This is a genomic window from Pseudomonas medicaginis (assembly GCF_965119365.1).
GTDB lineage: Bacteria > Pseudomonadota > Gammaproteobacteria > Pseudomonadales > Pseudomonadaceae > Aquipseudomonas.
Map to the genome: position 1 here is coordinate 5,927,330 of NZ_OZ221631.1, position 25,613 is coordinate 5,952,942.

The 25,613-nt window shown below is 60.8% G+C and carries 25 protein-coding genes; 10 read left to right on the forward strand and 15 right to left on the reverse strand.

The window, feature by feature from the left end; all coding sequences use genetic code 11:
- Positions 1 to 49: 49 nt before the first annotated feature.
- The 3 genes from ACMTA2_RS26065 to ACMTA2_RS26075 form a co-directional block, all read right to left on the reverse strand.
- Positions 50 to 271, reverse strand: coding sequence for an FmdB family zinc ribbon protein (locus ACMTA2_RS26065; protein WP_003178589.1), 222 nt, complete (start codon positions 269 to 271; stop codon positions 50 to 52).
- A gap of 120 nt (positions 272 to 391) precedes the next feature.
- A complete protein-coding gene (locus ACMTA2_RS26070) occupies positions 392 to 763 on the reverse strand; it encodes a ribbon-helix-helix domain-containing protein (RefSeq protein ID WP_413792374.1) in 372 nt (123 codons plus the stop codon).
- A 200-nt stretch (positions 764 to 963) separates the two neighbouring features.
- On the reverse strand, positions 964 to 1,437 hold the full coding sequence (locus ACMTA2_RS26075; RefSeq protein WP_053124624.1) for a Dps family protein: 474 nt from the start codon (positions 1,435 to 1,437) through the stop codon (positions 964 to 966).
- 398 nt (positions 1,438 to 1,835) lie between these two features.
- Here ACMTA2_RS26075 and ACMTA2_RS26080 point away from each other — a divergent pair, with 398 nt between their 5' ends.
- A complete protein-coding gene (locus ACMTA2_RS26080) occupies positions 1,836 to 2,441 on the forward strand; it encodes a cold shock domain-containing protein membrane protein (RefSeq protein ID WP_413792375.1) in 606 nt (201 codons plus the stop codon).
- Between the two features lie 77 nt (positions 2,442 to 2,518).
- On the opposite strand, the gene ACMTA2_RS26085 is transcribed toward ACMTA2_RS26080, so the two are convergent.
- Together ACMTA2_RS26085 and ACMTA2_RS26090 are read right to left on the reverse strand one after the other, a co-directional pair.
- Positions 2,519 to 2,725 (reverse strand): SlyX family protein, encoded by a 207-nt coding sequence (locus tag ACMTA2_RS26085; protein ID WP_413792376.1) that lies wholly within the window; start codon positions 2,723 to 2,725, stop codon positions 2,519 to 2,521.
- 3 nt (positions 2,726 to 2,728) lie between these two features.
- Positions 2,729 to 3,154 carry an HIT family protein gene (locus ACMTA2_RS26090; protein WP_413792377.1) on the reverse strand — a complete coding sequence of 142 codons (426 nt, stop codon included), beginning with the start codon at positions 3,152 to 3,154 and terminating at the stop codon, positions 2,729 to 2,731.
- A gap of 888 nt (positions 3,155 to 4,042) precedes the next feature.
- Here ACMTA2_RS26090 and ACMTA2_RS26095 point away from each other — a divergent pair.
- Positions 4,043 to 5,287, forward strand: a complete 1,245-nt coding sequence (locus tag ACMTA2_RS26095) for an OprD family porin (RefSeq protein WP_413792378.1) — start codon at positions 4,043 to 4,045, stop codon at positions 5,285 to 5,287.
- A 165-nt stretch (positions 5,288 to 5,452) separates the two neighbouring features.
- On the opposite strand, the gene ACMTA2_RS26100 is transcribed toward ACMTA2_RS26095, so the two are convergent.
- Together ACMTA2_RS26100 and ACMTA2_RS26105 are read right to left on the reverse strand one after the other, a co-directional pair.
- A complete protein-coding gene (locus ACMTA2_RS26100; protein ID WP_413792379.1) occupies positions 5,453 to 6,295 on the reverse strand; it encodes a mechanosensitive ion channel family protein in 843 nt (280 codons plus the stop codon).
- A 163-nt stretch (positions 6,296 to 6,458) separates the two neighbouring features.
- Positions 6,459 to 6,944: a YajQ family cyclic di-GMP-binding protein gene (locus ACMTA2_RS26105; protein ID WP_003205057.1), complete on the reverse strand. Its 486-nt coding sequence runs from the start codon at positions 6,942 to 6,944 to the stop codon at positions 6,459 to 6,461.
- A gap of 142 nt (positions 6,945 to 7,086) precedes the next feature.
- On the opposite strand from ACMTA2_RS26105, the gene ACMTA2_RS26110 reads away from it, so the two are divergent.
- Genes ACMTA2_RS26110 through ACMTA2_RS26120 form a run of 3 tightly spaced genes read left to right on the forward strand, consistent with a single transcriptional unit; the run spans position 7,087 to position 10,671 of the window.
- On the forward strand, positions 7,087 to 8,004 hold the full coding sequence (locus ACMTA2_RS26110; RefSeq protein ID WP_413792380.1) for a putative 2-dehydropantoate 2-reductase: 918 nt from the start codon (positions 7,087 to 7,089) through the stop codon (positions 8,002 to 8,004).
- 46 nt (positions 8,005 to 8,050) lie between these two features.
- On the forward strand, positions 8,051 to 10,087 hold the full coding sequence (locus ACMTA2_RS26115; RefSeq protein WP_413792381.1) for a sensor histidine kinase: 2,037 nt from the start codon (positions 8,051 to 8,053) through the stop codon (positions 10,085 to 10,087).
- Between the two features lie 2 nt (positions 10,088 to 10,089).
- The gene (locus ACMTA2_RS26120) at positions 10,090 to 10,671 is read left to right on the forward strand and encodes a cob(I)yrinic acid a,c-diamide adenosyltransferase (RefSeq protein ID WP_413792382.1); all 582 of its coding nucleotides are present in this window, start codon (positions 10,090 to 10,092) and stop codon (positions 10,669 to 10,671) included.
- Positions 10,672 to 10,787: 116 nt separating this feature from the next.
- Here ACMTA2_RS26120 and ACMTA2_RS26125 read toward each other — a convergent pair whose 3' ends face one another.
- From ACMTA2_RS26125 to secA, 4 genes are all read right to left on the reverse strand, one after another.
- On the reverse strand, positions 10,788 to 11,732 hold the full coding sequence (locus tag ACMTA2_RS26125; RefSeq protein WP_413792383.1) for a Nudix family hydrolase: 945 nt from the start codon (positions 11,730 to 11,732) through the stop codon (positions 10,788 to 10,790).
- Entirely contained in the window at positions 11,729 to 12,361 is a 633-nt protein-coding gene (locus ACMTA2_RS26130) for a glutathione S-transferase (protein ID WP_413792384.1), read from the reverse strand. Before ACMTA2_RS26130 ends, ACMTA2_RS26125 begins: the two co-directional genes overlap by 4 nt.
- 171 nt (positions 12,362 to 12,532) lie before the next feature.
- Positions 12,533 to 13,750, reverse strand: coding sequence for a bifunctional glutamate N-acetyltransferase/amino-acid acetyltransferase ArgJ (gene argJ / locus ACMTA2_RS26135; protein WP_413792385.1), 1,218 nt, complete (start codon positions 13,748 to 13,750; stop codon positions 12,533 to 12,535).
- Positions 13,751 to 13,872: 122 nt separating this feature from the next.
- Positions 13,873 to 16,608 (reverse strand): preprotein translocase subunit SecA, encoded by a 2,736-nt coding sequence (gene secA / locus ACMTA2_RS26140; RefSeq protein ID WP_413792386.1) that lies wholly within the window; start codon positions 16,606 to 16,608, stop codon positions 13,873 to 13,875.
- Positions 16,609 to 16,915: 307 nt separating this feature from the next.
- On the opposite strand from secA, the gene ACMTA2_RS26145 reads away from it, so the two are divergent.
- Positions 16,916 to 17,371 carry a DUF721 domain-containing protein gene (locus ACMTA2_RS26145; RefSeq protein WP_413792387.1) on the forward strand — a complete coding sequence of 152 codons (456 nt, stop codon included), beginning with the start codon at positions 16,916 to 16,918 and terminating at the stop codon, positions 17,369 to 17,371.
- A gap of 271 nt (positions 17,372 to 17,642) precedes the next feature.
- Here ACMTA2_RS26145 and ACMTA2_RS26150 read toward each other — a convergent pair whose 3' ends face one another.
- Positions 17,643 to 19,133, reverse strand: a complete 1,491-nt coding sequence (locus ACMTA2_RS26150) for a helicase HerA-like domain-containing protein (RefSeq protein ID WP_413792388.1) — start codon at positions 19,131 to 19,133, stop codon at positions 17,643 to 17,645.
- Between the two features lie 225 nt (positions 19,134 to 19,358).
- On the opposite strand from ACMTA2_RS26150, the gene gpgS reads away from it, so the two are divergent.
- Genes gpgS through gpgF form a run of 3 tightly spaced genes read left to right on the forward strand, consistent with a single transcriptional unit; the run spans position 19,359 to position 22,256 of the window.
- A complete protein-coding gene (gene gpgS / locus ACMTA2_RS26155; RefSeq protein ID WP_413792389.1) occupies positions 19,359 to 20,480 on the forward strand; it encodes an N-acetylglucosaminyl phosphatidylglycerol synthase in 1,122 nt (373 codons plus the stop codon).
- 16 nt (positions 20,481 to 20,496) lie between these two features.
- Positions 20,497 to 21,264 (forward strand): N-acetylglucosaminyl phosphatidylglycerol deacetylase, encoded by a 768-nt coding sequence (gpgD, locus tag ACMTA2_RS26160; protein ID WP_413792390.1) that lies wholly within the window; start codon positions 20,497 to 20,499, stop codon positions 21,262 to 21,264.
- Positions 21,261 to 22,256: a glucosaminyl phosphatidylglycerol flippase gene (gene gpgF / locus ACMTA2_RS26165; RefSeq protein ID WP_413792391.1), complete on the forward strand. Its 996-nt coding sequence runs from the start codon at positions 21,261 to 21,263 to the stop codon at positions 22,254 to 22,256. The genes gpgD and gpgF overlap by 4 nt, the downstream gene beginning before the upstream one ends.
- Positions 22,257 to 22,260: 4 nt before the next feature.
- Here gpgF and ACMTA2_RS26170 read toward each other — a convergent pair whose 3' ends face one another.
- Positions 22,261 to 22,434 carry a hypothetical protein gene (locus ACMTA2_RS26170; RefSeq protein WP_413792392.1) on the reverse strand — a complete coding sequence of 58 codons (174 nt, stop codon included), beginning with the start codon at positions 22,432 to 22,434 and terminating at the stop codon, positions 22,261 to 22,263.
- A 57-nt stretch (positions 22,435 to 22,491) separates the two neighbouring features.
- Entirely contained in the window at positions 22,492 to 23,340 is an 849-nt protein-coding gene (gene purU / locus ACMTA2_RS26175; RefSeq protein ID WP_413792393.1) for a formyltetrahydrofolate deformylase, read from the reverse strand.
- 303 nt (positions 23,341 to 23,643) lie between these two features.
- Here purU and mvaT point away from each other — a divergent pair, with 303 nt between their 5' ends.
- Complete coding sequence (gene mvaT / locus ACMTA2_RS26180; protein ID WP_413792394.1) at positions 23,644 to 24,021, forward strand: histone-like nucleoid-structuring protein MvaT; 378 nt, start codon at positions 23,644 to 23,646, stop codon at positions 24,019 to 24,021.
- An 83-nt stretch (positions 24,022 to 24,104) separates the two neighbouring features.
- On the opposite strand, the gene sbcB is transcribed toward mvaT, so the two are convergent.
- Positions 24,105 to 25,541: an exodeoxyribonuclease I gene (gene sbcB, locus ACMTA2_RS26185; protein ID WP_413792395.1), complete on the reverse strand. Its 1,437-nt coding sequence runs from the start codon at positions 25,539 to 25,541 to the stop codon at positions 24,105 to 24,107.
- Between the last annotated feature and the right edge of the window lie 72 nt (positions 25,542 to 25,613).

Here is a 25,613-nt window from a genome sequence, read left to right on the forward strand (position 1 = left end):
GACATTCGGTTGGAGGCCCTGCCCGTGCAAGAACTCGCGCGTGTTCAACTCAGTCTGCTTTGTCGCCACCGGCCAGGTTCTTCTTGGCGCCGGTCTTGAAGTCGGTTTCATACCAGCCGGTGCCACCGAGGCGGAAACCAGGCATGGAGAGCATCTTTTTCAGTTCCGGCGCCTGGCAGGCAGGGCAGTCGACCAGCGGTGCCGCGCTGATCTTTTGAATGGCTTCCATCTGATGACCACAGGAAGCACATTGATAGTCGTACATCGGCATGGGGTTGTCTCGGCGATCAGGTTACTCGCGCAAAGGCGGGGCTTTGCGGCAAAGAGCGGGATTATATCCATTAAATGCGGCCTGTGCAGCCGTAAGCGCACAGGCCGCTTGCGCGCCTGCTCAGTCATCGCCAGGACAGGCACCCCGCCAACGACGGTCCGCGATCTCCGACGCTGCGTCCTTCAAACTGTGCACCACGCAGACCACGCGCACCAACCCGCTGAAATTGCGCACCCCGCCATGGCGAAGGTGCACTTCCCTGTCCACATGGGACAGCAATGTGCTGATGGAACAGCGGTTGAGCTCGGCCATGTGACCGAGGATGTCCCAATAGACCTGTTCCAGTCGCAGACAGGTGGCGAACCCGTTCAAACGAATGGATCGGGCCAGGGGCCGCGCCAGTTGCATATCGAATCCCCGGACGAACGGGTCGACACGGATGGGCTGAAAACGCCCGCGTGCACCCTCCCCGGGTTCTTTTCCTTGAATCATACCGTCGACACTCCTTTGCCATACGAGCCTCTGGGTTGGAACAACCCATGGGGTTCTATGGAAGCGCAACGGCCGCGCCAGTTCCAGACGACTTTATGACCATGGACGTAGGACAAGCCAACAGCAGGACGACGACGAATTACGCCGTCCTACACGACATGTGAAGGCAATACGCCCCACGCCCGGTCATCACCCGCTGATTATTGACCTTCGAGCAACGCGCGCAGCATCCACGCAGTCTTTTCGTGAACCTGCATGCGCTGGGTCAGCAGATCGGCGGTGGGCTCGTCGCTGACCTTGTCCAATAAAGGAAAGATGCCACGGGCCGTACGCGTCACCGCTTCCTGGCCCTCGACCAGTTGCCGGATCATGTCTTCGGCCGCCGGCACGCCTTCTTCTTCCTTGATAGAAGACAGGCGCGCGTACACCGAGTAGGCGCCCGGAGCCGGGAAGCCAAGGGCGCGGATTCGCTCGGCGATCAGATCCACCGCCAGGGCCAGCTCGTTGTATTGCTCCTCGAACATCAGGTGCAGGGTCCGAAACATCGGCCCTGTGACGTTCCAGTGGAAGTTGTGGGTCTTGAGATACAGCACATAGGTATCCGACAGCAGGCGCGAAAGCCCGTCGACGATGGACTTGCGGTCTTCTTCACTGATACCGATATCAATTGCCATCTGGTTGATCTCCTGCGGGTGATGAATTCAACGACGCCCTAAACTCTAGTGGTTTTGGCAGCCTATGGCCTGCGACAGATCGACAGCCCTCCAGAACCGACAAGCCAGGACAGTCGACGGTTCCTGCACCCAGGGAAATTCAACGCCGCATGCCTGCCTCCCTTCGTTCAAGCATCCGCGGATCTTTTCTGGCCGACGAACAGCGCGGTGCGCGCCCGTAACGGGTTTGAGAAGGCCCGAGCTTTGCTGTTAAATAGGCAGTGTGTCGCTACGCTTATTTTCCCGGGCGTAACGCATAGGCTGATTCGGGTACGTGTCCAACGCCTCTCATTGTTTCGAAGCGAACCGTCCCCGACCCGCTCTTCCTTGTGATCTGTCTTAACCGTGAGCCAATCAAAATGTTGAAAATCGTCCACTTGCTAATGGGCGCAGCTGCCCTGCTGCTGTCCTTCATCCCTAGCCTGGGTTCCGAAGCCACACCTTACCTGCAACACCCCGATGCACTGTACCTGGCCTTTTTCGGCCTGCTCAACCTGACCCTTGCACCTGTCATCCCTTACTGGAACAAAGGTCCACGTCACCAACTGCAAAACCTTGTCAGCGCCCTGCTGGTGCTGGCCGTTGCCTTGCAAACCCTGGCCCTGTTGGCGCCCATGCCGGAAATCGGCGGTCAACCGGCCATTGTGTTCAGCCTGGGCGCGGCACTGCTCGCCGTGGCACTGCACCTGGCCGTCAGCTTCTACAAGAAGTCGTCGCCGGCCGCCGCTGCACAGAACTACGACATGTCCAACCGCGATACCGGCACGGTGAAGTGGTTCAACACGTCCAAAGGGTTCGGCTTCATCTCCCGCGACTCCGGCGATGACATTTTCGTGCATTTCCGGGCCATTCGTGGCGAAGGCCATCGCGTCCTGGTGGAAGGCCAGCGCGTGGAGTTCTCCGTGATGAACCGCGACAAGGGCCTGCAGGCCGAAGATGTGATCGCCGCGCTGCCGCGCCGCTGATCCTCGCGTAAAAAAACCGCGATGCAGCCTGGCTGCTCGCGGTTTTTTATTGTCCGTCAAACGAGAGTCGGACCCAGTCAGTAGTGAGGAGGCGGCACCTCTTCATCGAACGACTCGAACTGCCCGGCCATTTCTTCCTGGCGCTTGAGCAGCGCCGCCATCTGCAACTGCAGACGCTCGACGATCCGCTGCTGCTCCACAAGCACATCGTTCAATGCCTGGATGGTGTCATCCTGAAACGCCAGGCGGCTTTCCAGATCGGTTACGCGGTCTTCAAGATTCATGGTTCAGCCCTCCAGAAACTTGAAATCATCGGTCAAGGCCACTCGCAACCGTTCACGAATGGCCGCGACCTGCCCTTCATTATAAGGCTGGGCCGGGTGCTTGCCCCAGACCGGCGCAGGCCAGGCCGCATCATCACGCTTACGCACAATGACATGCATGTGCAATTGACTGACGACGTTACCCAAGGTTGCAATGTTCATCTTGTCGGCATCGAACGAATCCTTGAGGGTTTCGGCCAGCGCCGTGGTTTCTTTCCACAGCTGTTGCCGATCAGCGTCATCCAATTGAAACAATTCGCTGATATCTTCCCGCCGCGGTACGAGGATGAACCATGGGTAGTTCGAATCGTTGGACAAGAGCAATCGGCACAACGGGAAATCACCGATCGGCAATGTGTCTTGTTGCAGTCGTGGATCTAAAGCGAACACCGCGTGTACTCCTCGCTCGTTATCGGTTCTGCCCGGTTTGGCGGCCCGCAGGCCTGCATCGGACTCATATGCGCAGCATACCCGCGAACGCTGGATCGATCACTGTGTACCGTCCTGATGCCCGGTCTTCGAAGGTTTTTTTCAACACACCGCATCAACCTGTGCAAGCTGACGCACCAACACAGCGCAAGCGGCACGACAGGGTCCTGACAGGACCGTGCCAGGGCTCGGGCAAGGCATCGAGGCTGTAAGATTTTCGTACAGCTTGAAAATTTTTTGCACCAAAACGGCACATTAGGTCTACGCTCAGTGCACAAAGCATCCGCGATTTACTCACTGGGAGGGTGAACCGGTAACGTTTTTGGTTGTCTTGCCACATTTTTCACTGTCAAACACGAGAGCCACACACGCGTCAACCCTATTTAAAACAAGGCCTTTGGAGCCCGGTTTCATGAGGTTTCACCGCGTCAATCGCTGAAATGTGAAAAAAATGTAAACGAAATTCGGGTTTGAGCATGCTTGTTGCATTCATACCCGCACTGTCCAAAGGGCCTCGCCGGAAGCGAGCACCTGCCGACATACAAATTAAAGTGGCAAGGCTGCCCACAGGAGCTTCAAGCGCGGTAATGACGGACTCTTTACACCGATGCCGGAAAAGAAAAAACAACGTGAAGTTGTGAATACGGTTGCGTCGGAACAGCTGAAATGCGACATGGATCGAGCCATTGGCGACATGGTCGTAAAGAAGCTGAAAGGTTGAATGGGCAAGTATCGCCAAAGAATGTCGACGTGATATAAGTTTGCGCCGACACAAAAAGAAAGAGCCGCCCAGATAAAAAAACAGGTGGGACGGCAGTACTCTTCTAAAAACCAAAGGAGCAAATCACGATGCGCGTGATGAAGTGGAGCATGATCGCACTGGCTGTATCGGCCAGCGTTTCGCAGTTCGCAGTGGCGTCCTCCCAAGAGGAATCCAAGGGCTTTTTTGAAGATCAGAGCCTGAATGTACTGAGCCGTATGCTGTACATGAACCGTGATTTCAAGAACAACCCAAGCACTTCACAAAGTTATCGTGAAGAGGCTGGTCTTGGCGTCCGTGCCATGTACGAGTCGGGCTTCACCCAAGGCACCGTCGGCGTGGGCGTTGACGCCTTCGCATTCGGCTCCGCTCGCTTTGACGGCGGCACCGGTCGTGCAGGGAACGGTTTGTTCGCCCAAGACAGCGACGACAATCTGGAAGACACCCAATCGAGAGCTGGCGGCGCGGTTAAATTCCGTCTGTCCGACACCGTCCTGAAGTACGGTAATCAGCTCGTTGCCAGCCCGGTTTTCTCTACAGACGACAGCCGTCTGCTGCCGGAAGTTGCCACCGGTACCTTGATCACCAGCAAGGAAATCAAGGGCCTGGAGCTGAGCGCAGGTCGCTTCACCTCCCTGAGTTCGCAGACTGGCATGGGTCGTGACAGCCTCGGCCTGACATCGGCTGACATTGCCGGTGCAACCTACCAGTTCACCGACAATTTCGTTGCCGGCGTAGCGGCTTCCGACGTGGAAGACCACTATAAAAAGAAATACATCAACCTGAACTACACCCTGCCGATCAACGAAGATCAGTCCCTGAACTTCGACTTCAACGGTTATGACAGCCAGGATCAGGGTCAGAAACTCAGCGGCGAAGTTGACAACCGCATTTGGTCCCTCGCAGCTGCCTACGCCATCGGTGCCCACAAGTTCACCGTGGCTCACCAGCGCTCCACCGGCGATAGCGGTTATGTGTATGGTGCTGACGGCAACGGCACTATCTTCCTCGCCAACTCCGTCCAATACTCCGACTTCAACGGTCAAGACGAGCGCTCCTGGCAGGCTCGCTACGACCTGAACATGAAGACCTACGGCGTTCCTGGTCTGAGCTTCATGACTCGCTACATCACAGGTGACAACGTTACCGTTGGCGACGATAGCGACAACAAAGAGCACGAACTTGACATCGAGACCAAGTACGTAATGCAGAGCGGTCCAGCAAAAGACCTGTCTTTCCGCGTTCGTAGCGCGTTCTATCGTGGCAGCACCGGTGTTGGCAGCGATAACAACGACTTCCGCTTCATCGTCGAATACCCACTGAGCATCTTGTAATTCAGTGCTAGTTCGATAGCGTCACCCGCAACAAACAAAAACCGCTCACCCCAATCAGGTGAGCGGTTTTTTTATGTCCATTGCACAGTCAGCTTTAAAACAACTTGTTAAATAGCAAGCTAACTAAACATAACCTGACCCTAACGCCAAGTTATCGTCGAATCGCTATTGCACTGCCCCTTCCTGAACGACCCGAATCACGCGCTGTGGAAATGGAATATCAATACCGACCTCTTTCAAACGATCCCGCGCCTGTTCATTGAGCATAAACATGACATCCCAATAATCGGCCGTCTTGACCCATATCCGCAGTGACACAGTGATAGAGCTGTCACCCAAGGTAGAAATCACCGCTTGCGGGGCCGGATCAGCCAGCACACGCTCATCCTTGGCCAGCTCCAGCAACACTTCCCGGGCCTTTTGCAGGTCAGCCTGGTAATCCACGCCCACATCGAACACCACCTTGCGGGTCGGCTGACGATTGGTGTTGGTGATGATGCCGTTGGAGAGATTGCCGTTAGGCACGATGACGGTCTTGTTGTCACCGGTGCGAATCACGGTGTGGAAGATCTGGATGCTGTCGACCGTACCGGCCACGCCCTGGGCTTCGATCCAGTCACCGATGCGGAACGGGCGGAACAGCAGGATCAGCACGCCCCCGGCGAAGTTCGCCAGGCTGCCCTGCAAGGCGAGGCCAATCGCCAGGCCGGCCGCACCGATGGCGGCGACGAACGACGTGGTTTCCACACCGATCATCGAAGCAACGCTGACGATCAGCAATATCTTCAGGATGATGTTGGCCAGGGTGCTGATAAACCCTTGCAGGGCCAGATCGGCGTTACGCAAGGCCAGCAGCGCGCCCAGTTTCTGCGTCACTTTGTTGATCAACCACCAGCCGATGGCCAGGGTGATGACGGCCAGCAGCACGCGGCTGCCGTATTCCATGATCATGGGGATCCAGGTCTGGGAAGCCTTGACCAGGTTGTCCACTTCAGTGTTCAAGTCCATCTAATTCTCCTTTGTTCCTGTTACCACGAACGACCAATCGAAACACATTGTGGCGAGGGGATTTATCCCCGCTGGGCTGCGAAGCAGCCCCTTTTTAGGTGGGCGCTTCGCACCCAAGCGGGAGCAAGCCTCCTTGCCACAGGGTCTCCATACAACGAAAGGATCAGTCGCGGAAATTATTGAATTGCAGAGGCATGCCGAATTCCTTGCCGCGCAATGCCGCAATGGCTTCCTGCAAGTCGTCACGCTTCTTGCCGGTGACCCGCACCTGCTCGCCCTGGATGGCGGCTTGTACCTTGAGCTTGGCGTCCTTGATATGCGCGACGATCTTCTTCGCCAGTTCCTTGTCGATGCCTTCCTTGAGCACGGCTTCCTGCTTCATCAGCTTGCCCGAGGCGTAAGCGTCCTTGACCTCAAGGCACTGCACGTCGATCTTGCGCTTGACCAGCGCCAGCTTGAGGATCTCGATCATCGCCTCGAGCTGGAAGTCGGCCTCGGCGGTCAGGTTCACGGTCAGGTCTTTTTCCTTGAACTCGAAACTGCCCTTGCCCTTGAGGTCATAACGACGGTCGAGTTCCTTGACGGCGTTTTCAACCGCGTTGGTGACTTCGTGCTTGTCCAGTTCGGATACCACGTCGAATGACGGCATGTAGTGTTCTCCAAATAAAAAGGCGCGCCAGTATCAACGGCGCGCGCTTGGCTTGTGGTTAAAATCGGGGTCATTATAACGGCTCTTTTCCCGCCGACACTGCGAGCCCTCCGATGCCTGCGCCAATCCGAGCAAAAAACTGATGTCGACCACCTGGCATGTCCTGGGGGCCGGCAGTCTCGGCACGTTGTGGGCCACGCGCCTGGCCCGGGCCGGGTTACCGGTGCGGCTGGTGTTGCGCAACGACGCGCGCTTGCAGGCCTACCGCCGCGCCGGTGGGCTGACCCTGGTGGAACAGGGCCAGGCGCAGAGCTACCCGATACCTGGCGAAACGGCGGACAGCCCGGAGCCCATCAGGCGCCTGCTGTTGGCCTGCAAAGCCTACGACGCGGAAGCGGCCGTCGCCTCGGTGGCCCATCGCCTGGACGCCGAATCGGAACTGATCCTGTTGCAGAACGGCCTCGGCAGCCAGGACGCCGTGGCCAATTGCGTGCCACAGGCCCGCTGTATCAGCGCGTCCAGCACCGAAGGCGCATTCCGCGACGGCGACTGGCGCGTGGTGTTTGCCGGCCACGGCTACACCTGGTTGGGCGACCCGGCTCACCCGGTCGCGCCGTTCTGGCTGGATGACCTGGCCGCCGCCGGTATTCCTCACGAATGGAACGCGGACATCCTCACCCGCCTCTGGCGCAAACTGGCGCTCAATTGCGCAATCAACCCGCTGACCGTGCTGCATCACTGCAAGAACGGCGGCCTGCAGGCGCACAGCTGTGAAGTGGCGACCCTGTGTGCGGAGCTTACGGATGTACTCGAACGCTGCGGCCAGCCCGCAGCCGCCGAGGATCTGCAGCCGGAAGTGGAACGGGTGATCCAGGCCACGGCCGCCAATTACTCCTCGATGTACCAGGATGTGGCCAATCGGCGTCGCACCGAAATCAGCTACTTGCTCGGTTATGCCTGCAAGGCCGCCCGACGCCACGAGCTGACCGTGCCGCACCTGGAGCAACTGCGCCAGCGACTGATTGCCCACTTGGACAACCTCGGATTGCCCAGCGACTGAGCAGCGGCTACGCTGGCCCTCGTGTTCCTTCTTAGCGACGAGTCTGATGCCATTGCGCCAGCGCCTTGAAAACCTCCCGGTCGGCCAGAAACTGCTGGCCGCCCTGTTGGTGTTGTTGACCACTGTCCTGCTGGTGGCCAACCTGACCTTTATCAGCGCCGCCTACTACATTTCCCAGGAAAGCATGGCGCCCCAGGCCCTGCAGACCATTGGCCGGCTGGTCGCCAACCCGAGCCTGATCTCCGACGCGTTGCAATCGCCACAAAATGCCCAGCGCCTGCTCGACGAACTCAACAGCTACGCACCGCTACGGGCCGCGGCGTTGTACGACGGTCAAGGCGAACGCCTGGCACAGTTGCAACAGGGCGAAAAGCTCAAGCTGCCGGACCACTACCGCAACATACAAGCCTGGCAGGCCGGTGAATTTCGCAGCAACCAGGTCATTACCCTGCCCCGTCCCGGCACTGTGCCTGGCCATCTGTTGCTGGTGGCCAGCAGCGAATTGCCGACCGCGTTCTACACCGGCACCTTGACCGCCAGCCTCGGCATCCTGATTTTCAGCGTGTTGCTGTGGCTGATCATTGCCCAGCAGATCAAACGCCTGATCACCCAGCCGATTCATCAGCTCGAAGAACTGTCACGCCAGGTCACCCGCGAGGAGAACTACGCCCTGCGCGCCGCGCGGGGCAACCACGACGAGATCGGCAGCCTGGCCGAGGCGTTCAATACCATGCTGTCGCGAATCGAAGCCCGGGAACAGCAACTCAAGCGCGCGCGGGACGACTCCCAGGCCGCCTACGACCAGGCCCAGGGCCTGGCAGAGGAAACCCGCCATACCAATCGCAAGCTGGAGCTGGAAGTCCAGGTGCGCAGCAAGATCGAGAAAAAACTCACCGGTTTCCAGAACTACCTCAACAGCATCATCGATTCCATGCCGTCGGCCCTGATCGCCCTCGACGAACAACTCTACGTCACCCAATGGAACCAGGAAGCCAGCGCCCTCTCGGGCACACGACTGGACGAGGCCCTGAACCAGCCGATCTTCCTCGCCTTCGAACCGCTCAAGCCGTACCTGCCCCAGCTCAAGCAGACCGTCGAGCAGCATACGGTAGCCAAGATCGAACGCGTCACCTGGACCAAGGACGACGAAGCCCGGCACTACGCCCTGACGTTCTATCCGCTGATGGGCGGGGCCGGACGGGGCGTGGTCATCCGCATCGATGACATCACCCAGCGCCTGTCGCTGGAGGAAATGATGGTGCAATCGGAAAAAATGCTCTCGGTCGGCGGCTTGGCGGCGGGCATGGCCCACGAGATCAACAACCCGCTTGGGGCGATCCTGCACAACGTGCAGAACATCCGCCGGCGCCTGTCGCCGGAATTGCCCAAGAACCTCGAACAGGCCGAGCAATTGGGCATCGAATTACCGGTGGTCAACCGCTACCTGGACAGCCGGGAAATCCCGCAGTTGCTCGACGGTATCCAGCAGGCCGGCGCCCGGGCAGCGAAAATCGTCACCCACATGCTCAGCTTCAGCCGGCGCAGCACCCGGCAGATGGCGCCTTGCGACCTGCCGGCACTGATCGACCAGGCGGTGGAAATTGCCGGTAACGACTTCGACCTGGCGATCGGCTTCGACTTCAAGGGCCAAGCGATCATCCGTCAGTTCGACCCGAACCTGGGGCCGGTGCCCGGCACGGCCAACGAACTGGAACAGGTGCTGCTCAACCTGTTGAAAAACGCCGCCCAGGCGATTCACCAACGCCAGGACGACAGTGAGCCCGGGCGCATTATCCTGCGCACGCGATTGAATCCGCCGTGGGCGGAAATCCAGGTCGAGGACAACGGCATCGGCATGAGCGAGAACGTGCGCAAGCGCACGTTCGAACCCTTCTTCACCACCAAGGAAATCGGCCAGGGCACCGGCCTTGGGCTGTCGGTCTCGTATTTCATCATCACCAACAACCATAAGGGGCAGATGGAAGTGCACTCGGCGCCGGGCCAAGGCACCTGCTTCACGCTGCGCCTGCCCCTGGCGGTCGCCTCGATGGTGCCGCAGGAAAACAAACAACTGGAGCGCTGAACATGGGTTTTCGCCTGTCGAAGATATACACCCGCACCGGCGACACAGGTGAAACCGGGTTGGGCGATGGTCGCCGCGTGGCAAAGGACCACCCACGGGTGGAGGCCATCGGCGAAGTGGACACGCTGAACAGCCAACTGGGTTTGTTGCTGGCCGGGCTCGCCGCCGAAACGCCTCGATACCCGGCACTGGAGGAAGTCAGCGAAGTCCTGGGGCCTTGTCAGCATCGCCTGTTCGACCTGGGCGGTGAACTGGCGATGCCGGCCTATCAGGCCCTGAACGTGACGGAAATCGAGCGACTGGAAGCGGCGATCGATGTGTGGAACGAGGAACTGGGGCCACTGGAAAACTTTATCCTGCCCGGTGGCTCTACGCTGATCGCCCAGGCTCACGTCTGCCGCAGCCTGGCCCGCAGCGCCGAGCGTCGTTGCCAGCAACTGAACGCAGTGGAGCCACTGGCCGGGCCAGGGCTGGCCTATATCAATCGGTTGTCGGATCTACTGTTCGTGGCCGCGCGGGTCATTGCCCGACGGCAAGGGGTGGCGGAAGTTCTATGGGAGGCGGCGGCCAAGCCTGAGGGCTGAATCGTTCTTGAGGCCGCCATCGCGAGCAAGCTCGCTCCCACACTGGAGCTTTGGCGCTCACAGAACCCTGTGGGAGCGAGCTTGCTCGCGATGGCGTCAGTGGTTACACCACAAAATCAAGCCCCAGGCCAGAACGCCCGAATCCCCGCCACACCCTGGGCGCCGGCTTCCCAGGCCTGTTGCCGCTCGCCAGGCCCTACCCCACCCAACAGATAGACCGGCCGGTTGAAGCCCTCGATCAACCGCGCCGCCTCTGCCCACCCCAACGGCTGTGCATCGGGATGGGTCTGGGTCGGTTGCACCGGCGAGAGCGTCACGAAGTCCACGTCCATCTGCTGCGCCAGGGACAGCTCCTCGGCGTTATGGCAGGAAGCCGCCAGCCAACGGTCCTTGCCGAACGGTCGACCGGCCGCCGCATGCTTGCGCAGTTGCGCGGCGGTAATGTGCCAGCCAGCAGAAGGGAAATCGCCCAGCCATTCGAACGGTCCCTTGAGCATCAATTGGGCCTTGCCGGCACACAACCCCACCGCATCCACCGCCAGGTCGCGGTATTGCGGGTCGTAGCCGTTGGGGGCACGTAGCTGGAGCAACTTGATCCCGCCGGCAATCGCCTTCTGCATGCCGCGCAGCAGCGCCGGCGTCTCAAGCCCTTCAGGGGTGATCAGGTATTCACCCGGCAAACGGGCCGCCGCAACGATTGGCTGATTGGCCGCCGGGAACTCATGGTTCGTCAGGTCGCGGGCCGTCACCCAGGCCAACGGCTGCCCTTCGGCGCCGTGAGGCTCGCCGGTGAAGGCCGAAACTTCCCAGACATCCAGCAACACTTGTTTGTCCGGGTAATCGTGACGCACCTTGATCAACGGCCGGGCGGCGTCGACGACAATGCCCAGCTCTTCGTGTAGCTCACGGGCCAGGGCGGTTTCGACGGACTCATCGGCCTCGACCTTGCCGCCAGGAAATTCCCACAGGCCACCCTGGTGCTGGGTGTCGGCCCGTCGGGCGATCAGGATTTTACCGGCGGCATCGCGGATGACCGCTGCCACCACATGGATTCGTTTCACCGCGCAGTGTCCTCCAGGCCAGCTTGTTGCCACGCCTTGAATGCTGGCCATTGATAAAGGGTTTCGACGTAGGCCGCATCGACCTCGGAAAGTGCCACCTGATAAGTGCGCAAGCGTACAGCCACAGGGGCAAAAAAAGCATCGGCCAGGCTCACGCGGCCAAACAGGTAGGGACCGGTTTCGGTCGTCGCGGCACGGCATTCAGCCCACAACCCCAGCATCCGCTCGATGTCCGCCTGGACGTCAGCCGGCATGGGCGACAGCGGTGCATCGCGCAGCAGGTCAAAGGGCATGTGGCTGCGGATGGCAAAAAAGCCGCTGTGCATTTGCGCACAGGCCGAGCGAGCCTGGGCCCGGGCGGCCACATCCTTGGGCCAGAGACAGGCCTGGGGAAACCGTTCGGCCAGGTATTCGGCAATCGCCAGGGAATCGGCAATCACGCCGAACTCGGTCTTGAGCAACGGGACCGTGGCCGTGGCCGAATACTTGAGCAGTTTCACGCGGGTATCAGGCTGGTCGAGCCTGACCAGCTCTTCGGTGTATGTCTCACCGGTCAATGCCAGGGCCAGTGCGCCGCGCAGGGACCAGGAAGACAGATCCTTGTCGCCGATGATCAGGTGCAGGCTCATGTCTGGAATCCTTCCTTGTGGCTATCTGGAAATATTGCAGATCTGTCGTGGCGCCTTCGCGAGCAAGCTCTCTCCCACAGGAGGATTTGCCGGGTGGCCCGAAGCCTGTTCCAGCACAAATCCACTGTGGGAGCGAGCCCGCTCGCGAAAGCGCGACTCGCTCCCGACGCCTTACGTCCGGTACTCGGCGTTGATCTTCACATACTCGTGGGACAGGTCGGTGGTCCAGATGGTTTCGCTGCAATCCCCACGTCCCAGCTCGATGCGGATGGTGATTTCTTCCTGCTGCATCACCGCCGCGCCCTGGGCTTCGGTGTAGGTCGCCGCACGAGCCCCTTGGCTGGCGATGCAGACGTCACCGAGGAACACGTCGATCTTGCTCACATCCAGTTCAGGCACGCCGGCACGGCCAACAGCGGCGAGAATGCGGCCCCAGTTCGGGTCGGAGGCGAACAGCGCGGTCTTGATCAACGGAGAGTGGGCCACGGTATAGCCGACATCCAGGCATTCCTGGTGATTGCCACCGCCGTTGACCTGCACGGTCACGAACTTGGTCGCGCCTTCGCCGTCACGCACGATGGCCTGGGCCACTTCCATGCACACTTCAAACACCGCCTGCTTCAGAGCCGCGAACAGCGGGCCGCTGGCTTCGGTGATTTCAGGCAGGCTGGCCTTGCCGGTGGCGATCAGCATGCAGCAGTCATTGGTGGAGGTGTCGCCGTCGATGGTGATGCGGTTGAACGACTTGTTGGCGCCGTCGAGCATCAGGTCTTGCAGCACCTGGCGCGAAACCTTGGCGTCGGTGGCGATGTAACCGAGCATGGTCGCCATGTTCGGGCGGATCATGCCGGCACCTTTGCTGATGCCGGTGACGGTGATGGTCACGCCGTCATGCTCGAACTGGCGGCTCGCGCCCTTGGGCAGCGTGTCAGTGGTCATGATGCCGGTGGCGGCCGCGGCCCAGTTGTTTTCCGACAGGTCATCGAGGGCAGCTTGCAGCGCGCCTTCGATCTTCTCGACCGGCAGCGGTTCGCCGATCACGCCGGTGGAATAGGGCAGCACCTGGCTGGCGTCGACGCCGGTCAATTCCGCGAGCTTGGCGCAGGTGCGCTCAGCGGCGGCCAGGCCTGGCGCGCCAGTGCCGGCGTTGGCGTTACCGGTGTTGGTCAGCAGGTAACGCACCGGCCCTTGCACGCGCTGCTTGGCCAGGATGACCGGCGCGGCGCAAAAGGCGTTGAGGGTAAACACGCCAGCCACCGTCGAGCCCTCGGCGCAACGCATGACCACGACGTCCTTGCGCCCGGGGCGCTTGATGCCCGCCGAAGCAATACCAAGTTCAAAACCGGCAACCGGGTGCAACGTTGGCAACGGACCAAGACCAACAGCCATGAATGCGCTCCTAAATGAGATGTATATCGACGCCGTCCTCACCGAGACGGCGAATCAAATGGCAAAACGCCGCGACAGGGGATGGCCTGTCGCGGCGCGGGTCGTTCAGCGTTGAAACGGGTTTATTGGATCTGCCCGTGGCAATGCTTGTATTTCTTGCCCGAACCGCAATAGCACAGTTCGTTACGGCCCAGTTTCTGCTCGTTGCGCACCGGTGCGGTCGCCAGGGCGACATCCACATCGACGCCTTCTTCGGAGGTCACTTCCAGGCCCGGGGCTTCAGCGTGTTCGAACTGCATGCGCGCAGCCAGGGCTTCGGCTTCCTGGCGCAGGCGGGCTTCTTCTTCGGCCGGGTCTTCGCGGCGAACCTGAACGTGGGACAGCACACGGATCGAGTCGCGCTTGATCGAGTCGAGCAACTCGGAGAACAGCGTGTAGGACTCGCGCTTGTACTCCTGCTTCGGGTTCTTCTGGGCGTAACCACGCAAATGGATACCGTGACGCAGGTGGTCCATGGTCGACAGGTGGTCTTTCCACAAATCGTCCAGTACCCGCAGCACAATCTGCTTCTCGAAGGAACGCAGCGCCTCGGCGCCCGCCTGGTCTTCCTTCTCGTTGTAGGCCGCGATCAGTTCGGCGAGCAGCTTCTCGCGCAGGGTTTCTTCATACAAGTGATCGTCTTCGTCGAGCCATTGCTGGATCGGCAATGCCACGCCGAAATCGCTCTGCAGGGCGGCTTCCAGGCCGGCGACGTCCCACTGCTCCGGCAGCGATTGCGGCGGGATGTGGGCGCTGACGGTGGCGTTGAGCACGTCCTGGCGGAAATCGGCGATGGTTTCGCCAATGTTGTCGGCGGCCAACAAACTGTTACGCATGTGATAGATCACTTTACGCTGTTCGTTGTTGACGTCGTCGAACTCGAGCAATTGCTTGCGGATATCGAAGTTGCGGCCTTCGACCTTGCGCTGGGCTTTCTCGATGGCGTTGGTCACCATGCGGTGCTCGATCGCCTCGCCTGGCTGCATGCCCAGGGCCTTCATGAAGTTCTTCACCCGGTCAGAGGCGAAGATGCGCATCAGGCTGTCTTCCAGGGACAGGTAGAAACGGCTGGAACCGGCGTCGCCCTGGCGACCGGCACGGCCACGCAGCTGGTTGTCGATACGACGCGACTCGTGACGCTCGGAAGCGATCACCTGCAAACCGCCGGATTCGAGCACCTGTTGGTGACGTTTCTGCCAGTCGGCCTTGATCTGCGCGATCTGCTCTGGGGTCGGGTTTTCCAGGCTGGCGACTTCCACTTCCCAGTTGCCGCCCAAGAGAATGTCGGTACCACGGCCGGCCATGTTGGTGGCGATGGTCAGCGCACCCGGGCGACCGGCCTGGGCGATGATCTCGGCTTCCTTCTCGTGGAACTTGGCGTTGAGGACCTTGTGCTCGATGCCTTCCTTGTTGAGCAGGTTGGACATGTGCTCGGAAGTCTCGATGGTGGCGGTACCCACCAGGATCGGACGGCCCTGGGCCATGCCTTCCTTGATGTCGTTGATGATCGCCGCGTACTTCTCTTCGGCGGTCAGGAACACCAGGTCGTTGTAGTCTTTACGGGCCAGTGGCTTGTTCGGCGGGATCACCACCACTTGCAGGCCGTAGATCTGGTGGAACTCGAACGCTTCGGTGTCAGCGGTACCGGTCATGCCGGACAGCTTGTTGTACAGGCGGAAGTAGTTCTGGAAGGTGGTGGAGGCCAGGGTCTGGCTCTCGGCCTGGATGTTCAGGCCTTCCTTCGCTTCGATGGCCTGGTGCAGGCCTTCGGACAGGCGACGACCCGGCATGGTACGGCCGGTGTGTTCGTCCACCAGTACGACCTGGCCGTCCTGCACGATGTATTCGACGTTGCGATGGAACAGCTTGTGCGCACGCAGGCCAGCATAAACGTGGGTCAGCAGGCCCAGGTTGTGGGCCGAGTAGAGGCTCTCGCCTTCAGCCAGCAAACCGATACGGGTGAGCATTTCCTCGACGAACTGGTGACCCGCTTCGTTGAGCTCGACCTGACGGGTCTTCTCGTCCACGGTGTAGTGCCCGGCCTGGGTCACTTCGCCTTCGACTTCCTCGACGTGCAACTTGAGCTGCGGGATCAGTTTGTTGATCTCGATGTACAGCTTGGAGCTGTCCTCGGCCTGACCGGAAATGATCAGCGGGGTACGGGCTTCGTCGATGAGGATGGAGTCGACTTCGTCGATCACGGCAAAGTTGAGTTCACGCTGGAATTTTTCTTCCATGCTGAACGCCATGTTGTCGCGCAGGTAGTCGAACCCGAATTCGTTGTTGGTGCCGTAGGTGATGTCGGCGGCGTAGGCGGCGCGCTTCTCTTCCGGCGGCTGGAACGGCGTGACGACGCCGACGCTCAGGCCGAGGAATTCGTAGAGCGGGCGCATCCAGTTGGCGTCGCGGCGGGCCAGGTAGTCGTTGACCGTCACGACGTGCACGCCCTTGCCGGACAGTGCGTTGAGGTACACGCCCAAGGTTGCCACGAGGGTCTTGCCCTCACCGGTGCGCATTTCGGCGATCTTGCCTTCGTGCAAGGTCATGCCGCCGATCAACTGAACGTCGAAGTGGCGCATGCCCATGATCCGCTTGCCGGCTTCACGGGCGACCGCAAAGGCTTCGGGCAGGAGCTGGTCAAGGGTCTCCCCCTTGGCGATGCGGTCCTTGAACTCGGCAGTCTTGGCGCGTAACTGATCGTCCGAAAGGGCCACCATTTGCTCTTCGAAGGCATTGACAGTCTGTACCGTCTTGAGCATGCGCTTGACTTCACGCTCGTTCTTGCTTCCAAAAAGTTTCTTTAACAAAGGCGCAAACATATCGGCAGGATCTTCCACACTAAAGGGATGGAGGGCGGCCCCATGAGTCGCCCGTGCAGCCCTCATGGCCGCATGCGAACGAGCATTCTACCCGGAAACGATGGAGAGGAAAGTGGCGTTATTCCACGATGCTGGCACAGCGCTGTGACGGGGCTTGCTTAAAATAAGGGCTTTTGCGCGAACTTCAACCCATACAGCGCAGAAGTTACCCATTGATTGTGCAACCAAAAACCGCTGGCCGAGAGGTTCGAGGCGTATCGGGCGCTTTCTGCTACCATGGCGCCTCTGTCACTTGCGGTATTCTTTCATGGCCTTTCGCCCTCTTCCAGCCAAGGCACCCGCCGTTCTGCTGCGCGAAGCCAAGCCGCTGAAAGCCATCTTCGGCCACGCCAGACGTCTGGGCCACCTGCAACGCCTGCTGGACAGCCAGTTGCAGCCGGCCGCGCGCGAACATTGCCACGTAGCGTCCTGGCGCGAAGGCAGCCTGCTGCTGATCGTCACCGACGGCCACTGGGCCACGCGCCTGCGCTACCAGCAGAAACGCCTGCTGCGCCAACTCCAGGCGTTCGAAGAATTCGCCCACCTGACACGGATCCTGTTCAAGGTCCAACCGCCCACCGTCCAGGTCGGCGCCAAGGGGCATACGCTGGACCTGTCCACCGACGCCGCGGCGACCATCCAGGCCACTGCCGACGGCATCACCGACCCTAACCTGCGGGCAGCGCTGGAGCGGTTGGCGGCGCATGCACGGCCCAAGGGCTGAGATTTTCGGCGCCAGTTGAACCGCTATCGCGAGCAAGCTCGCTCCCACAGGGTGTCTGCGGTGGGCACCTGTTTCGTGTATGACGCCAACCCCATGTGGGAGCGATCCTGCTCGCGATGGCGGCGGGTCAGCAGCCTATGCTTCGCCTGCTAGACCGCTTTCGCGAGCAAGCCCGCTCCCACAGTAGATTTTTGCCAGACACAGAATGTGTGCCCGCCGCAGATCCCCTGTGGGAGCGGGCTTGCTCGCGAAAGGGGCGACTCGATCCCGACTACCGGCGGCGCTTGCTGCCTCCCAGCAATGAGCCCATCAACCCACGCACCAATTGCCGGCCCAACTGATTGGCCGCCTGGCGCATCGCCGATTTAAGCGCCTGGCCGGCCGCGGAGCCGAGGAATTCCCCGGCCTTTTCGGTGAAGCTCGGTTCTTCCGCCGCAGGCTTGCCCGGCGCCGCTTCGGCCTGGGGTTCGAGCCCCTTGCGCCCCATCAGCACCTCATAGGCCGACTCACGATCAATCGGCTTGTCGTAGCGCCCTTGCAACGACGAACTGGCGATCAACCCGGCGCGCTCGGCTTCGCTCAGCGGCCCGATACGCGATTGCGGCGGCGCCACCAGCACGCGCTGGACCATTTCCGGCGTGCCTTTTTCCTGCAAGGTGCCCACCAGGGCTTCACCGATCCCCAATTCGGTCAGCACCGCCAGGGCATCGAACTGCGGGTTGGGCCGGAAACCGTCGGCCACTGCCCGCAGGGATTTCTGCTCCTTGGCCGTGAAGGCCCGCAACCCGTGCTGGATGCGCAACCCCAGTTGCGCCAGCACGTCGTCCGGCAAGTCGCCGGGCGACTGGGTCACGAAATACACACCGACCCCCTTGGAGCGGATCAGCCGCACCACTTGCTCCAAGCGCTCCTGCAACGCCTTGGGCGTACCGGCAAAAAGCAAGTGCGCCTCGTCGAAGAACAACGCCAGCAGCGGTTTGTCCGCATCGCCGCGCTCGGGCAACTGCTCAAACAGCTCGGCCAGCAACCACAGCAGGAACGTCGCATAGACCTTCGGCGCTTCGTGGACCAGGCGGCTGGCGTCGAGCAAGTGGATGCGACCACGGCCATCGCTGGCCGGTTGCAAGAGGTCTTCGAGCTGCAAGGCCGGCTCGCCGAACAACGCGTCCGCGCCCTGCTGCTCCAAGGTGGACAAGCGCCGCAGTAGCGCCTGGCTGGAGCCGGTGGTCATCAGGGCCGCGTCGTCACCCAGCAGTTCGGGATTGTCCTTGAGGTGATTGAGCAGCGCCTTCAGGTCCTTGAGGTCCAGCAGCAACAGGCCCTCACGATCAGCCACCTTGAACGCGGCGTAGAGCGCCGATTGTTGGCTGTCCGTCAATTCCAGCAGGCTGCCGATCAACAACGGGCCCATTTCACTCAGGGTGGTGCGCAATGGATGACCGGACTGGCCGTGGATATCCCACAAGGTCACCGGATAAGACTGGGGCTTATGGTTGAGCCAAGGCATGCCGGCGATGCGCTCGGCGATCTTGCCCTGGGGGTTGCCGGCCGCGCCCAGGCCGCACAGGTCGCCCTTGATGTCCGCCGCGAACACCGCCACGCCGGCATCGCTGAACATTTCCGCCAGGCGCTGCAAGGTGACGGTCTTGCCGGTCCCGGTGGCGCCCGCCACCAGGCCATGACGGTTCGCCAGGCGCATGGCCTGGGCGATGGGCTGGCCGCTCAGGTCGGCGCCGATAACGAGTTGCGATGAGTCAGGCATATGGTCACCCGTGGTGTTTGCGATATGACGCCATTTTGCACGCTTATATAAAAGCATGCCTGGGGCATCGAGGCCCTGGCAGCAGGAATAATAGCGGCGAACCCGGGCTCGCGATGAGGCGCTGTCAAACCCAGCCATACTCCACTGGCAGCGCAGCCGCCCCACAACCCCAACCGAACATCTATTCTTCATAAAGGTCAACACAGGAGAGCACAGACCGGAGGGATGTTCATCGTGCATATCGCGGACATAACCATGTTCTACGCCCCTGCCAGCGGGGGCGTGCGCACTTACCTGGATGCCAAGCACCGGCGCCTGGGCGATCGGCCCGGTATTCGTCACAGCCTGTTGATTCCCGGTGCGCATTTGAGCGAGCACGACGGGATCTACAAGGTTCCGGCCCCTGCGTTACCGTTTGGCAAGGGCTATCGCTTCCCCCTTCGCCTGGCGCCCTGGCGCAATGCCCTGCGCGATCTGCAGCCGGACCTGATCGAGGTCGGCGATCCCTATCTCACCGCCTGGGCCGCATTGGATGCCCGTCGCCAGCTCGACGTGCCCGTCATCGGTTTCTATCACTCCGACCTGCCACTGCTGGTCAGCAACCGCATGGGCAACTGGTTCACCCCCAACATCGAAGCTTATGTCAGCAAGTTGTACGGCAATTTCGACCGAGTCCTGGCGCCGAGCCAGGTCATGGCCGACAAACTGACCGGGTTGGGGGTCAAGAACGTCTACGTGCAACCGTTGGGCGTCGACCTGCACACCTTCAACCCGGCCGCCCGCGACCCGGAACTGCGGGCCGAGTTGGGCATTGCCGAAGACACGCGCCTGCTGATTTTCGCCGGTCGCGGCTCCAAGGAGAAAAACCTGCCGGTGCTGCTCAAGTGCATGAAACGCCTGGGCGAGCGCTACCACCTGCTGCTGGTGGGCTCGTCGATGCCCGCCTTGGTACCGGACAACGTCACGGTGGTCGATGAATTCTGCCCGGCGCCACAAGTCGCCCGGCTCATGGCCAGCGCCGATGCCCTGCTGCACGCCGGCGACCAGGAGACCTTCGGCCTGGTGATCCTCGAAGCCATGGCCAGTGGTATTCCCGTAGTGGCCGTGGCGGCCGGGGCCTTCACCGAAATCGTCAACGAGGACTGTGGCCTGCTGTGCACGCCTAACAATCCACAGGCCATGGCCAACGCCGTGCGGCAACTGTTTGCCGAAGGTTGCCAGCGCCGTGGCCTGCTGGCGCGTCGGCATGTGGAGCGTCAATACGCCTGGGACACCGTGGTCGACAGCTTGCTGGGGCATTACTACGCCGTGCTCGGCGAGCAGATGCCGTTGCTGGCCAATGGTTGAGACGAGGTCCGTGTCGATGAATCACTCGCCCAGCGTGCTCCTGGTGCTGCACGACGTAGCACCGCAAACCTGGCCCGACTACCAGCCCTTCGTCGAAGCCGTTGATGCCCTCGGCCACGTGCCGATGACCTGGTTGGTGGTGCCTGACTTTCACCGCAACAACGCCCTGGAGGCTCACCCCGGCTTTCGACGCCTGCTCGACAGCCGGGTCGAGCGCGGCGACGAGCTGGTGTTGCATGGCTACTACCATTGCGACGACGGCCCCGCCGCCCGCCACCCCAAGGATTGGTTCATGCGCCGGGTCTATACCCATGAGGGCGAGTTCTACAACCTGTCCGAGGCCGCCGCCCTCGCCCGCCTGCGCGCCGGCATCGCCACCTTCGAGCGTTACCACTGGCCGCTGGAAGGTTTCGTCGCCCCGGCCTGGCTGATGAGCGAAGGCACGCGCCAGGCCTTGCGCCAATTGCCACTGAGCTACACCAGCGATACCCAACACCTCTATCGCCTGCCGGACTTCACCGCGATCGACGCACCGGGCCTGGTCTGGAGTGCCCGCAGTGCCTGGCGCCGTGGCCTGTCGAAAGTCATCAGCGACCAGCGTGAACAGCGCTGGCGCCAGGCCCCGGTGATTCGCCTGGGCCTGCACCCGGTGGACATGCGCCACGGGTTTTCCCGCAACTACTGGCTGCGCACCCTCGAACGCTTGCTCGCCGACGGTCGCACGCCGATGACCAAGGTCGGTTGGCTGGCGACCCAGGGGCTGCGGGCCCGCAGCGCCGCATGAAACGGCTGATCTGGCTGGCCGTCGCCCTGCTTACGGCGCTGTTGGTGCCGCTGCTGGTCGGGGGTGGGGAAATGTGGTCGCGGGTGCAGCGCTTTCCTCTGTCGTTGCTGCTGGCCATGCTCGGCATGATCGTGCTGTGCTGGGGTTTGAACTCCGTGCGCTTGCGTCTGCTGCTGGGTGAATACCGTGGGCGCATCGGCGGATGGAAAAGCATGGGCGTGGTGATGTCCACCGAGTTCGCCATGTGTGCGACGCCCGGCGGCAGTGGCGGCCCGCTGACACTGATGGCCCTGCTGGCGCGCAACGGCGTGCGCCCGGCCCACGGCAGCGCGGTGTTTGCCATGGATCAACTGAGCGACTTGCTGTTCTTCCTCTGCGCCTTGGTGGGCATTCTGTTCTACGCGCTGTTCCAGAACCTCAGCCAGCGCCTGGAGTGGATGCTGGCGTTGAGCGCAATTTCATTGTCCGGCGGGCTGTTCGGCTGCGTGCTGGTGGCCCGCTATCACCGCCGGTTGATCCTGCTGGGGGCCCGCGTGCTGCGGCACTTGCACGTGAAAACCGCCACCCGCCAACGCTGGGGCCGCAAGATCCTGAACTTCCTCGCGGCCTTCACCGACACCTTGAAATTGCCGCGACAGACCCTGTTCCAGGTCTTCGGCCTGACCTGCCTGCATTGGGCACTGCGCTACAGCGTGCTGTACCTGGCATTGAAGGGGCTGGGCGCGGATTTGCAGTGGGCCTGGAGTTTCCTGATCCAGATGTTGTCCTTGAGCGCAGGACAGTTCAGCCTGCTGCCGGGCGGCGCCGGGGCGGCCGAGTTGACCTCGGCGGCGCTGCTGGCCCCCATGGTGGGCAAGTCCACCGCAGCGGCGGCGATCCTGATCTGGCGGGCGGTGACCTACTACTTTTACCTGGTGGCCGGCGGGCCGGTGTTCTTCCTGATGGTCGGGCGGCCGTTGATCAAGAAGCTGATCAGGCTCAGGCAAGCCTGAACGGTCACGGCTTTTGTTCGGGCTCGTCCTGGGGATGCAGTTGCTCCCACAATTGCGCGGCATCGGGAAACTCAGTGCCGTCGTCGGGGCTCAACGCGTCGGGGTCATAGCGGCTAAGGCAGCCCTCGCCCAGGGTGGGCGGTGCCTTGGAGGTGGCTTTGTCCAATGGATCGGTCATGGCGAACCTCATGAAAAAAGGCCTGGCGATCGCTCGTCCAGGCCCTTGGCAGTGTCGTCAGAAGACCACAGTCTTGTTGCCGTGCACCAGCACCCGGTCTTCCAGGTGATAACGCAGGCCCCGGGCCAATACCATCTTCTCTACGTCACGGCCGAAACGCACCATGTCTTCGATGCTGTCGCTGTGGCTGACGCGCACCACGTCCTGTTCGATGATCGGACCGGCATCCAGCTCTTCGGTCACGTAGTGACAGGTGGCGCCAATCAGCTTCACGCCGCGCATCGAGGCCTGGTGGTATGGCTTGGCGCCGACGAACGACGGCAGGAAACTGTGGTGGATGTTGATGACCTTATGGGCGTATTCGCTGCACAGGGCCGGCGGCAGGATCTGCATGTAGCGGGCCAGCACCACCACCTCGGCGTCGTGCTGCTTGACCAGCCGCGAGACTTCGGCGAACGCCGGGTGCTTGTCCTGCGGGTCGACCGGTACGTGGTAGTAGGGGATGCCGTGCCACTCCACCATGCTGCGCAAGTCGTCATGGTTGGAAATCACACAGGCGATGTCGCAATCGAGTTCATCGCTGTGCCAGCGGTGCAACAGGTCAGCCAGGCAATGAGACTCGCGGCTGGCCATCAGCACCACGCGTTTTTTCTGCTCGGTGTCGGTGATACGCCAATCCATCGAGAACTCTTCGGCGATGGGTGCGAACGCTTCACGAAAGGCTTCGATACCGAAGGGCAACGAGTCGGCACGAATTTCGTGGCGCATGAAAAACCAACCGCTTTGATTGTCCGAGTGATGGCTCGCTTCGGTGATCCAGCCGTTATGGGACGCCAGAAAGTTACTGACTTTAGCAACGATGCCGACGCGGTCCGGGCAAGCAATCACCAGACGAAAAGTGCGCATTAGGGAAACTCCAGAACTTCGCAAAGGCGGCCATTCTAGCCATTGCGCGGCAAAACTGCAGTATCGATGACACGCCAAATCACGGGCGCCACCCAGCCATGGCCTGGGAGGCCCGCCGAGGCGGGTTATATGTGTGAACAGATGTGAAGACACTGTCGGGGTATTTAACTGCAACAGGCGTTTTTGTGGCGAAGCACTAATTAATTAAATAAAACACCGGTTAAATGTTTACTTGATGAAACTGTCTGATTACTATTGCCGCACTGTCTCCTTGTCACCCGCGTCCTACATAAGGTAGTCCACATGTCCTTGATCAATGAATACCGCGCCACAGAAGAAGCCATCAAAGAACTGCAAGCTCGCCTGAAAAACCTGTCGCAAGACGACAAACTGCAAACCGAGCTTGAATTCGAAGGCAAACTGCGCACGCTGATGGGCGAATACTCCAAGTCGCTGCGCGACATCATTGCCCTGCTGGATCCAGAAGCCAAGTCGAGCAAAGCACCCCGTGGCGCCGTCAAAACTACCGGTACCAAGCGCGCTCGTAAAGTTAAGCAATACAAGAACCCGCACAACGGCGAAGTCATCGAAACCAAAGGTGGCAACCACAAGACCCTGAAAGAGTGGAAAGCCAAGTGGGGCGGTGACGTGGTAGAAGGCTGGGCAACCCTGCTGGACTAAGCCTCACCGCGACGCAAGCTTCTTTGCGAACCAAAAAACGCCAGTGATTGCTGGCGTTTTTTTATGCCGGTCATCTTTTCAATTCATTGCGGCTCAAGGCTTAGACGTTTGCGCAATTGCTGGCTATAGCCCTGCCACTCCACGAGTACTTCTCGCTGCATTGGCGTAGACAGGGCCAGCCACTCTCCCATTGCCTCGTCAAAACTTTCCAAGGTATTAGGCGCTCCCCATTCCGGGGCGCACAGACGTTGTTGACAGAAAAGTCTCCAACGCCCCTGCTCTTCGGGATTCAAGGTGTCTGGGAAGTTGCGCGCACGATATCGGAACAATAGTTCCGGCAGACGCTCATCATCGAAAGGCCAGTGCTCTTGAGCCAGTTGCGCCGGGTCCGCCATGCGCACTTGTTCACATAAACGCCGATCGCGATCACCCAAAAAGCCCGCGTATAACTGTTGCTCGGGATCCTCGCTGGCGGTGAAATCTTCGCGGCTATAAATAGCCTGAAGTTTATCCTGCCAAACTTTCTGTGCGTCAGTTAGCCGCAATGCCCGCTGTTGGTAGCCTTCCATGTCCAGTTCCAGCCGCTGCTGGTCTTCGACGCGTAGCACCGACAACGGTGCGACCACGGGGCATTTGTTGATATGGATGAGCTTGAGCGGCACCGGCAACTCACCTTCGAGCAATGCTTCACGGCGGGTATACAGCCGCTGGCGCAGGCTTTCGGCGTCGTGGTCCAACAAGCCCTGGGGGTCCAGGTGCAGGTCGCAGACAATCAGGGCATTGCGGTTTTTCGGGTGCCAGGCCAACGGCAGGACCACGCCGAGGTAGTGGCGCGCCGCCGAGAAGCGACCGGAAATATGCACCATCGGCTGCAACAGGCGAATCTGGTCCATCACCTTCTGTTTGCTGCGCAACTGGAACAACCAGTCGTAGAGCCGGGGCTGCTGCTGACGGATCAGGCGGGCCAGGGCGATGGTTGCGCGCACGTCCGACAACGCATCGTGGGCCTGGCCATGATCGATGCCATTGGCGGCGGTCAGCCGTTCGAGCTTGAGCGTGACCCGTCCGTCCTCCTGCGGCCAGACAATGCCTTGCGGGCGCAGCGCATAGGCCGCACGTACCAGGTCGATCAAATCCCAGCGACTGTTGCCACCCTGCCATTCCCGCGCGTACGGGTCGAAGAAATTTCGATAAAGGCTGTAGCGAGTCATTTCATCGTCGAAGCGCAGGGTGTTGTAGCCGGCGCCACAGGTACCGGGCGCGGCCAGTTGGCCGTGGACACGGGTCATGAAATCGGCTTCGCTCAAGCCTTTTTCGGCCAGGCATGTCGGGGTGATGCCGGTAATCGCACAGGCCGCCGGATGCGGCAGGATGTCATCGCTGGGGCGGCAATACAGGTTCACCGGCTCGTCGATTTCATTGAGTTCGAAATCGGTACGGATACCCGCCACCTGCAAGGGCCGGTCGCAACGCGGGTTGATGCCGGTGGTTTCGTAGTCGTACCAGAAGATGGAAGTCACGGGCTGTTCCTGAACTGAAGACTGGCGAAGTCTAGGCGCTCGAACCCGCCCGAGACCAGCAGTCCTGTAACT

Coding starts and splice junctions, on each gene's coding strand:
- purU (WP_413792393.1), bottom strand. CDS start 23,340: ATGCGCACTTTTCGTCTGGTGATTGCTTGCCCGGACCGCGTCGGCATC.
- secA (WP_413792386.1), bottom strand. CDS start 16,608: ATGTTTGCGCCTTTGTTAAAGAAACTTTTTGGAAGCAAGAACGAGCGT.
- ACMTA2_RS26095 (WP_413792378.1), top strand. CDS start 4,043: ATGCGCGTGATGAAGTGGAGCATGATCGCACTGGCTGTATCGGCCAGC.
- ACMTA2_RS26080 (WP_413792375.1), top strand. CDS start 1,836: ATGTTGAAAATCGTCCACTTGCTAATGGGCGCAGCTGCCCTGCTGCTG.
- ACMTA2_RS26145 (WP_413792387.1), top strand. CDS start 16,916: ATGGCCTTTCGCCCTCTTCCAGCCAAGGCACCCGCCGTTCTGCTGCGC.
- ACMTA2_RS26070 (WP_413792374.1), bottom strand. CDS start 763: ATGATTCAAGGAAAAGAACCCGGGGAGGGTGCACGCGGGCGTTTTCAG.
- ACMTA2_RS26085 (WP_413792376.1), bottom strand. CDS start 2,725: ATGAATCTTGAAGACCGCGTAACCGATCTGGAAAGCCGCCTGGCGTTT.
- ACMTA2_RS26170 (WP_413792392.1), bottom strand. CDS start 22,434: ATGACCGATCCATTGGACAAAGCCACCTCCAAGGCACCGCCCACCCTG.
- argJ (WP_413792385.1), bottom strand. CDS start 13,750: ATGGCTGTTGGTCTTGGTCCGTTGCCAACGTTGCACCCGGTTGCCGGT.
- ACMTA2_RS26120 (WP_413792382.1), top strand. CDS start 10,090: ATGGGTTTTCGCCTGTCGAAGATATACACCCGCACCGGCGACACAGGT.
- ACMTA2_RS26075 (WP_053124624.1), bottom strand. CDS start 1,437: ATGGCAATTGATATCGGTATCAGTGAAGAAGACCGCAAGTCCATCGTC.
- gpgD (WP_413792390.1), top strand. CDS start 20,497: ATGAATCACTCGCCCAGCGTGCTCCTGGTGCTGCACGACGTAGCACCG.
- ACMTA2_RS26065 (WP_003178589.1), bottom strand. CDS start 271: ATGCCGATGTACGACTATCAATGTGCTTCCTGTGGTCATCAGATGGAA.
- ACMTA2_RS26110 (WP_413792380.1), top strand. CDS start 7,087: ATGTCGACCACCTGGCATGTCCTGGGGGCCGGCAGTCTCGGCACGTTG.
- ACMTA2_RS26105 (WP_003205057.1), bottom strand. CDS start 6,944: ATGCCGTCATTCGACGTGGTATCCGAACTGGACAAGCACGAAGTCACC.
- mvaT (WP_413792394.1), top strand. CDS start 23,644: ATGTCCTTGATCAATGAATACCGCGCCACAGAAGAAGCCATCAAAGAA.
- ACMTA2_RS26150 (WP_413792388.1), bottom strand. CDS start 19,133: ATGCCTGACTCATCGCAACTCGTTATCGGCGCCGACCTGAGCGGCCAG.
- gpgS (WP_413792389.1), top strand. CDS start 19,359: ATGTTCATCGTGCATATCGCGGACATAACCATGTTCTACGCCCCTGCC.
- gpgF (WP_413792391.1), top strand. CDS start 21,261: ATGAAACGGCTGATCTGGCTGGCCGTCGCCCTGCTTACGGCGCTGTTG.
- ACMTA2_RS26130 (WP_413792384.1), bottom strand. CDS start 12,361: ATGAGCCTGCACCTGATCATCGGCGACAAGGATCTGTCTTCCTGGTCC.
- ACMTA2_RS26100 (WP_413792379.1), bottom strand. CDS start 6,295: ATGGACTTGAACACTGAAGTGGACAACCTGGTCAAGGCTTCCCAGACC.
- ACMTA2_RS26115 (WP_413792381.1), top strand. CDS start 8,051: ATGCCATTGCGCCAGCGCCTTGAAAACCTCCCGGTCGGCCAGAAACTG.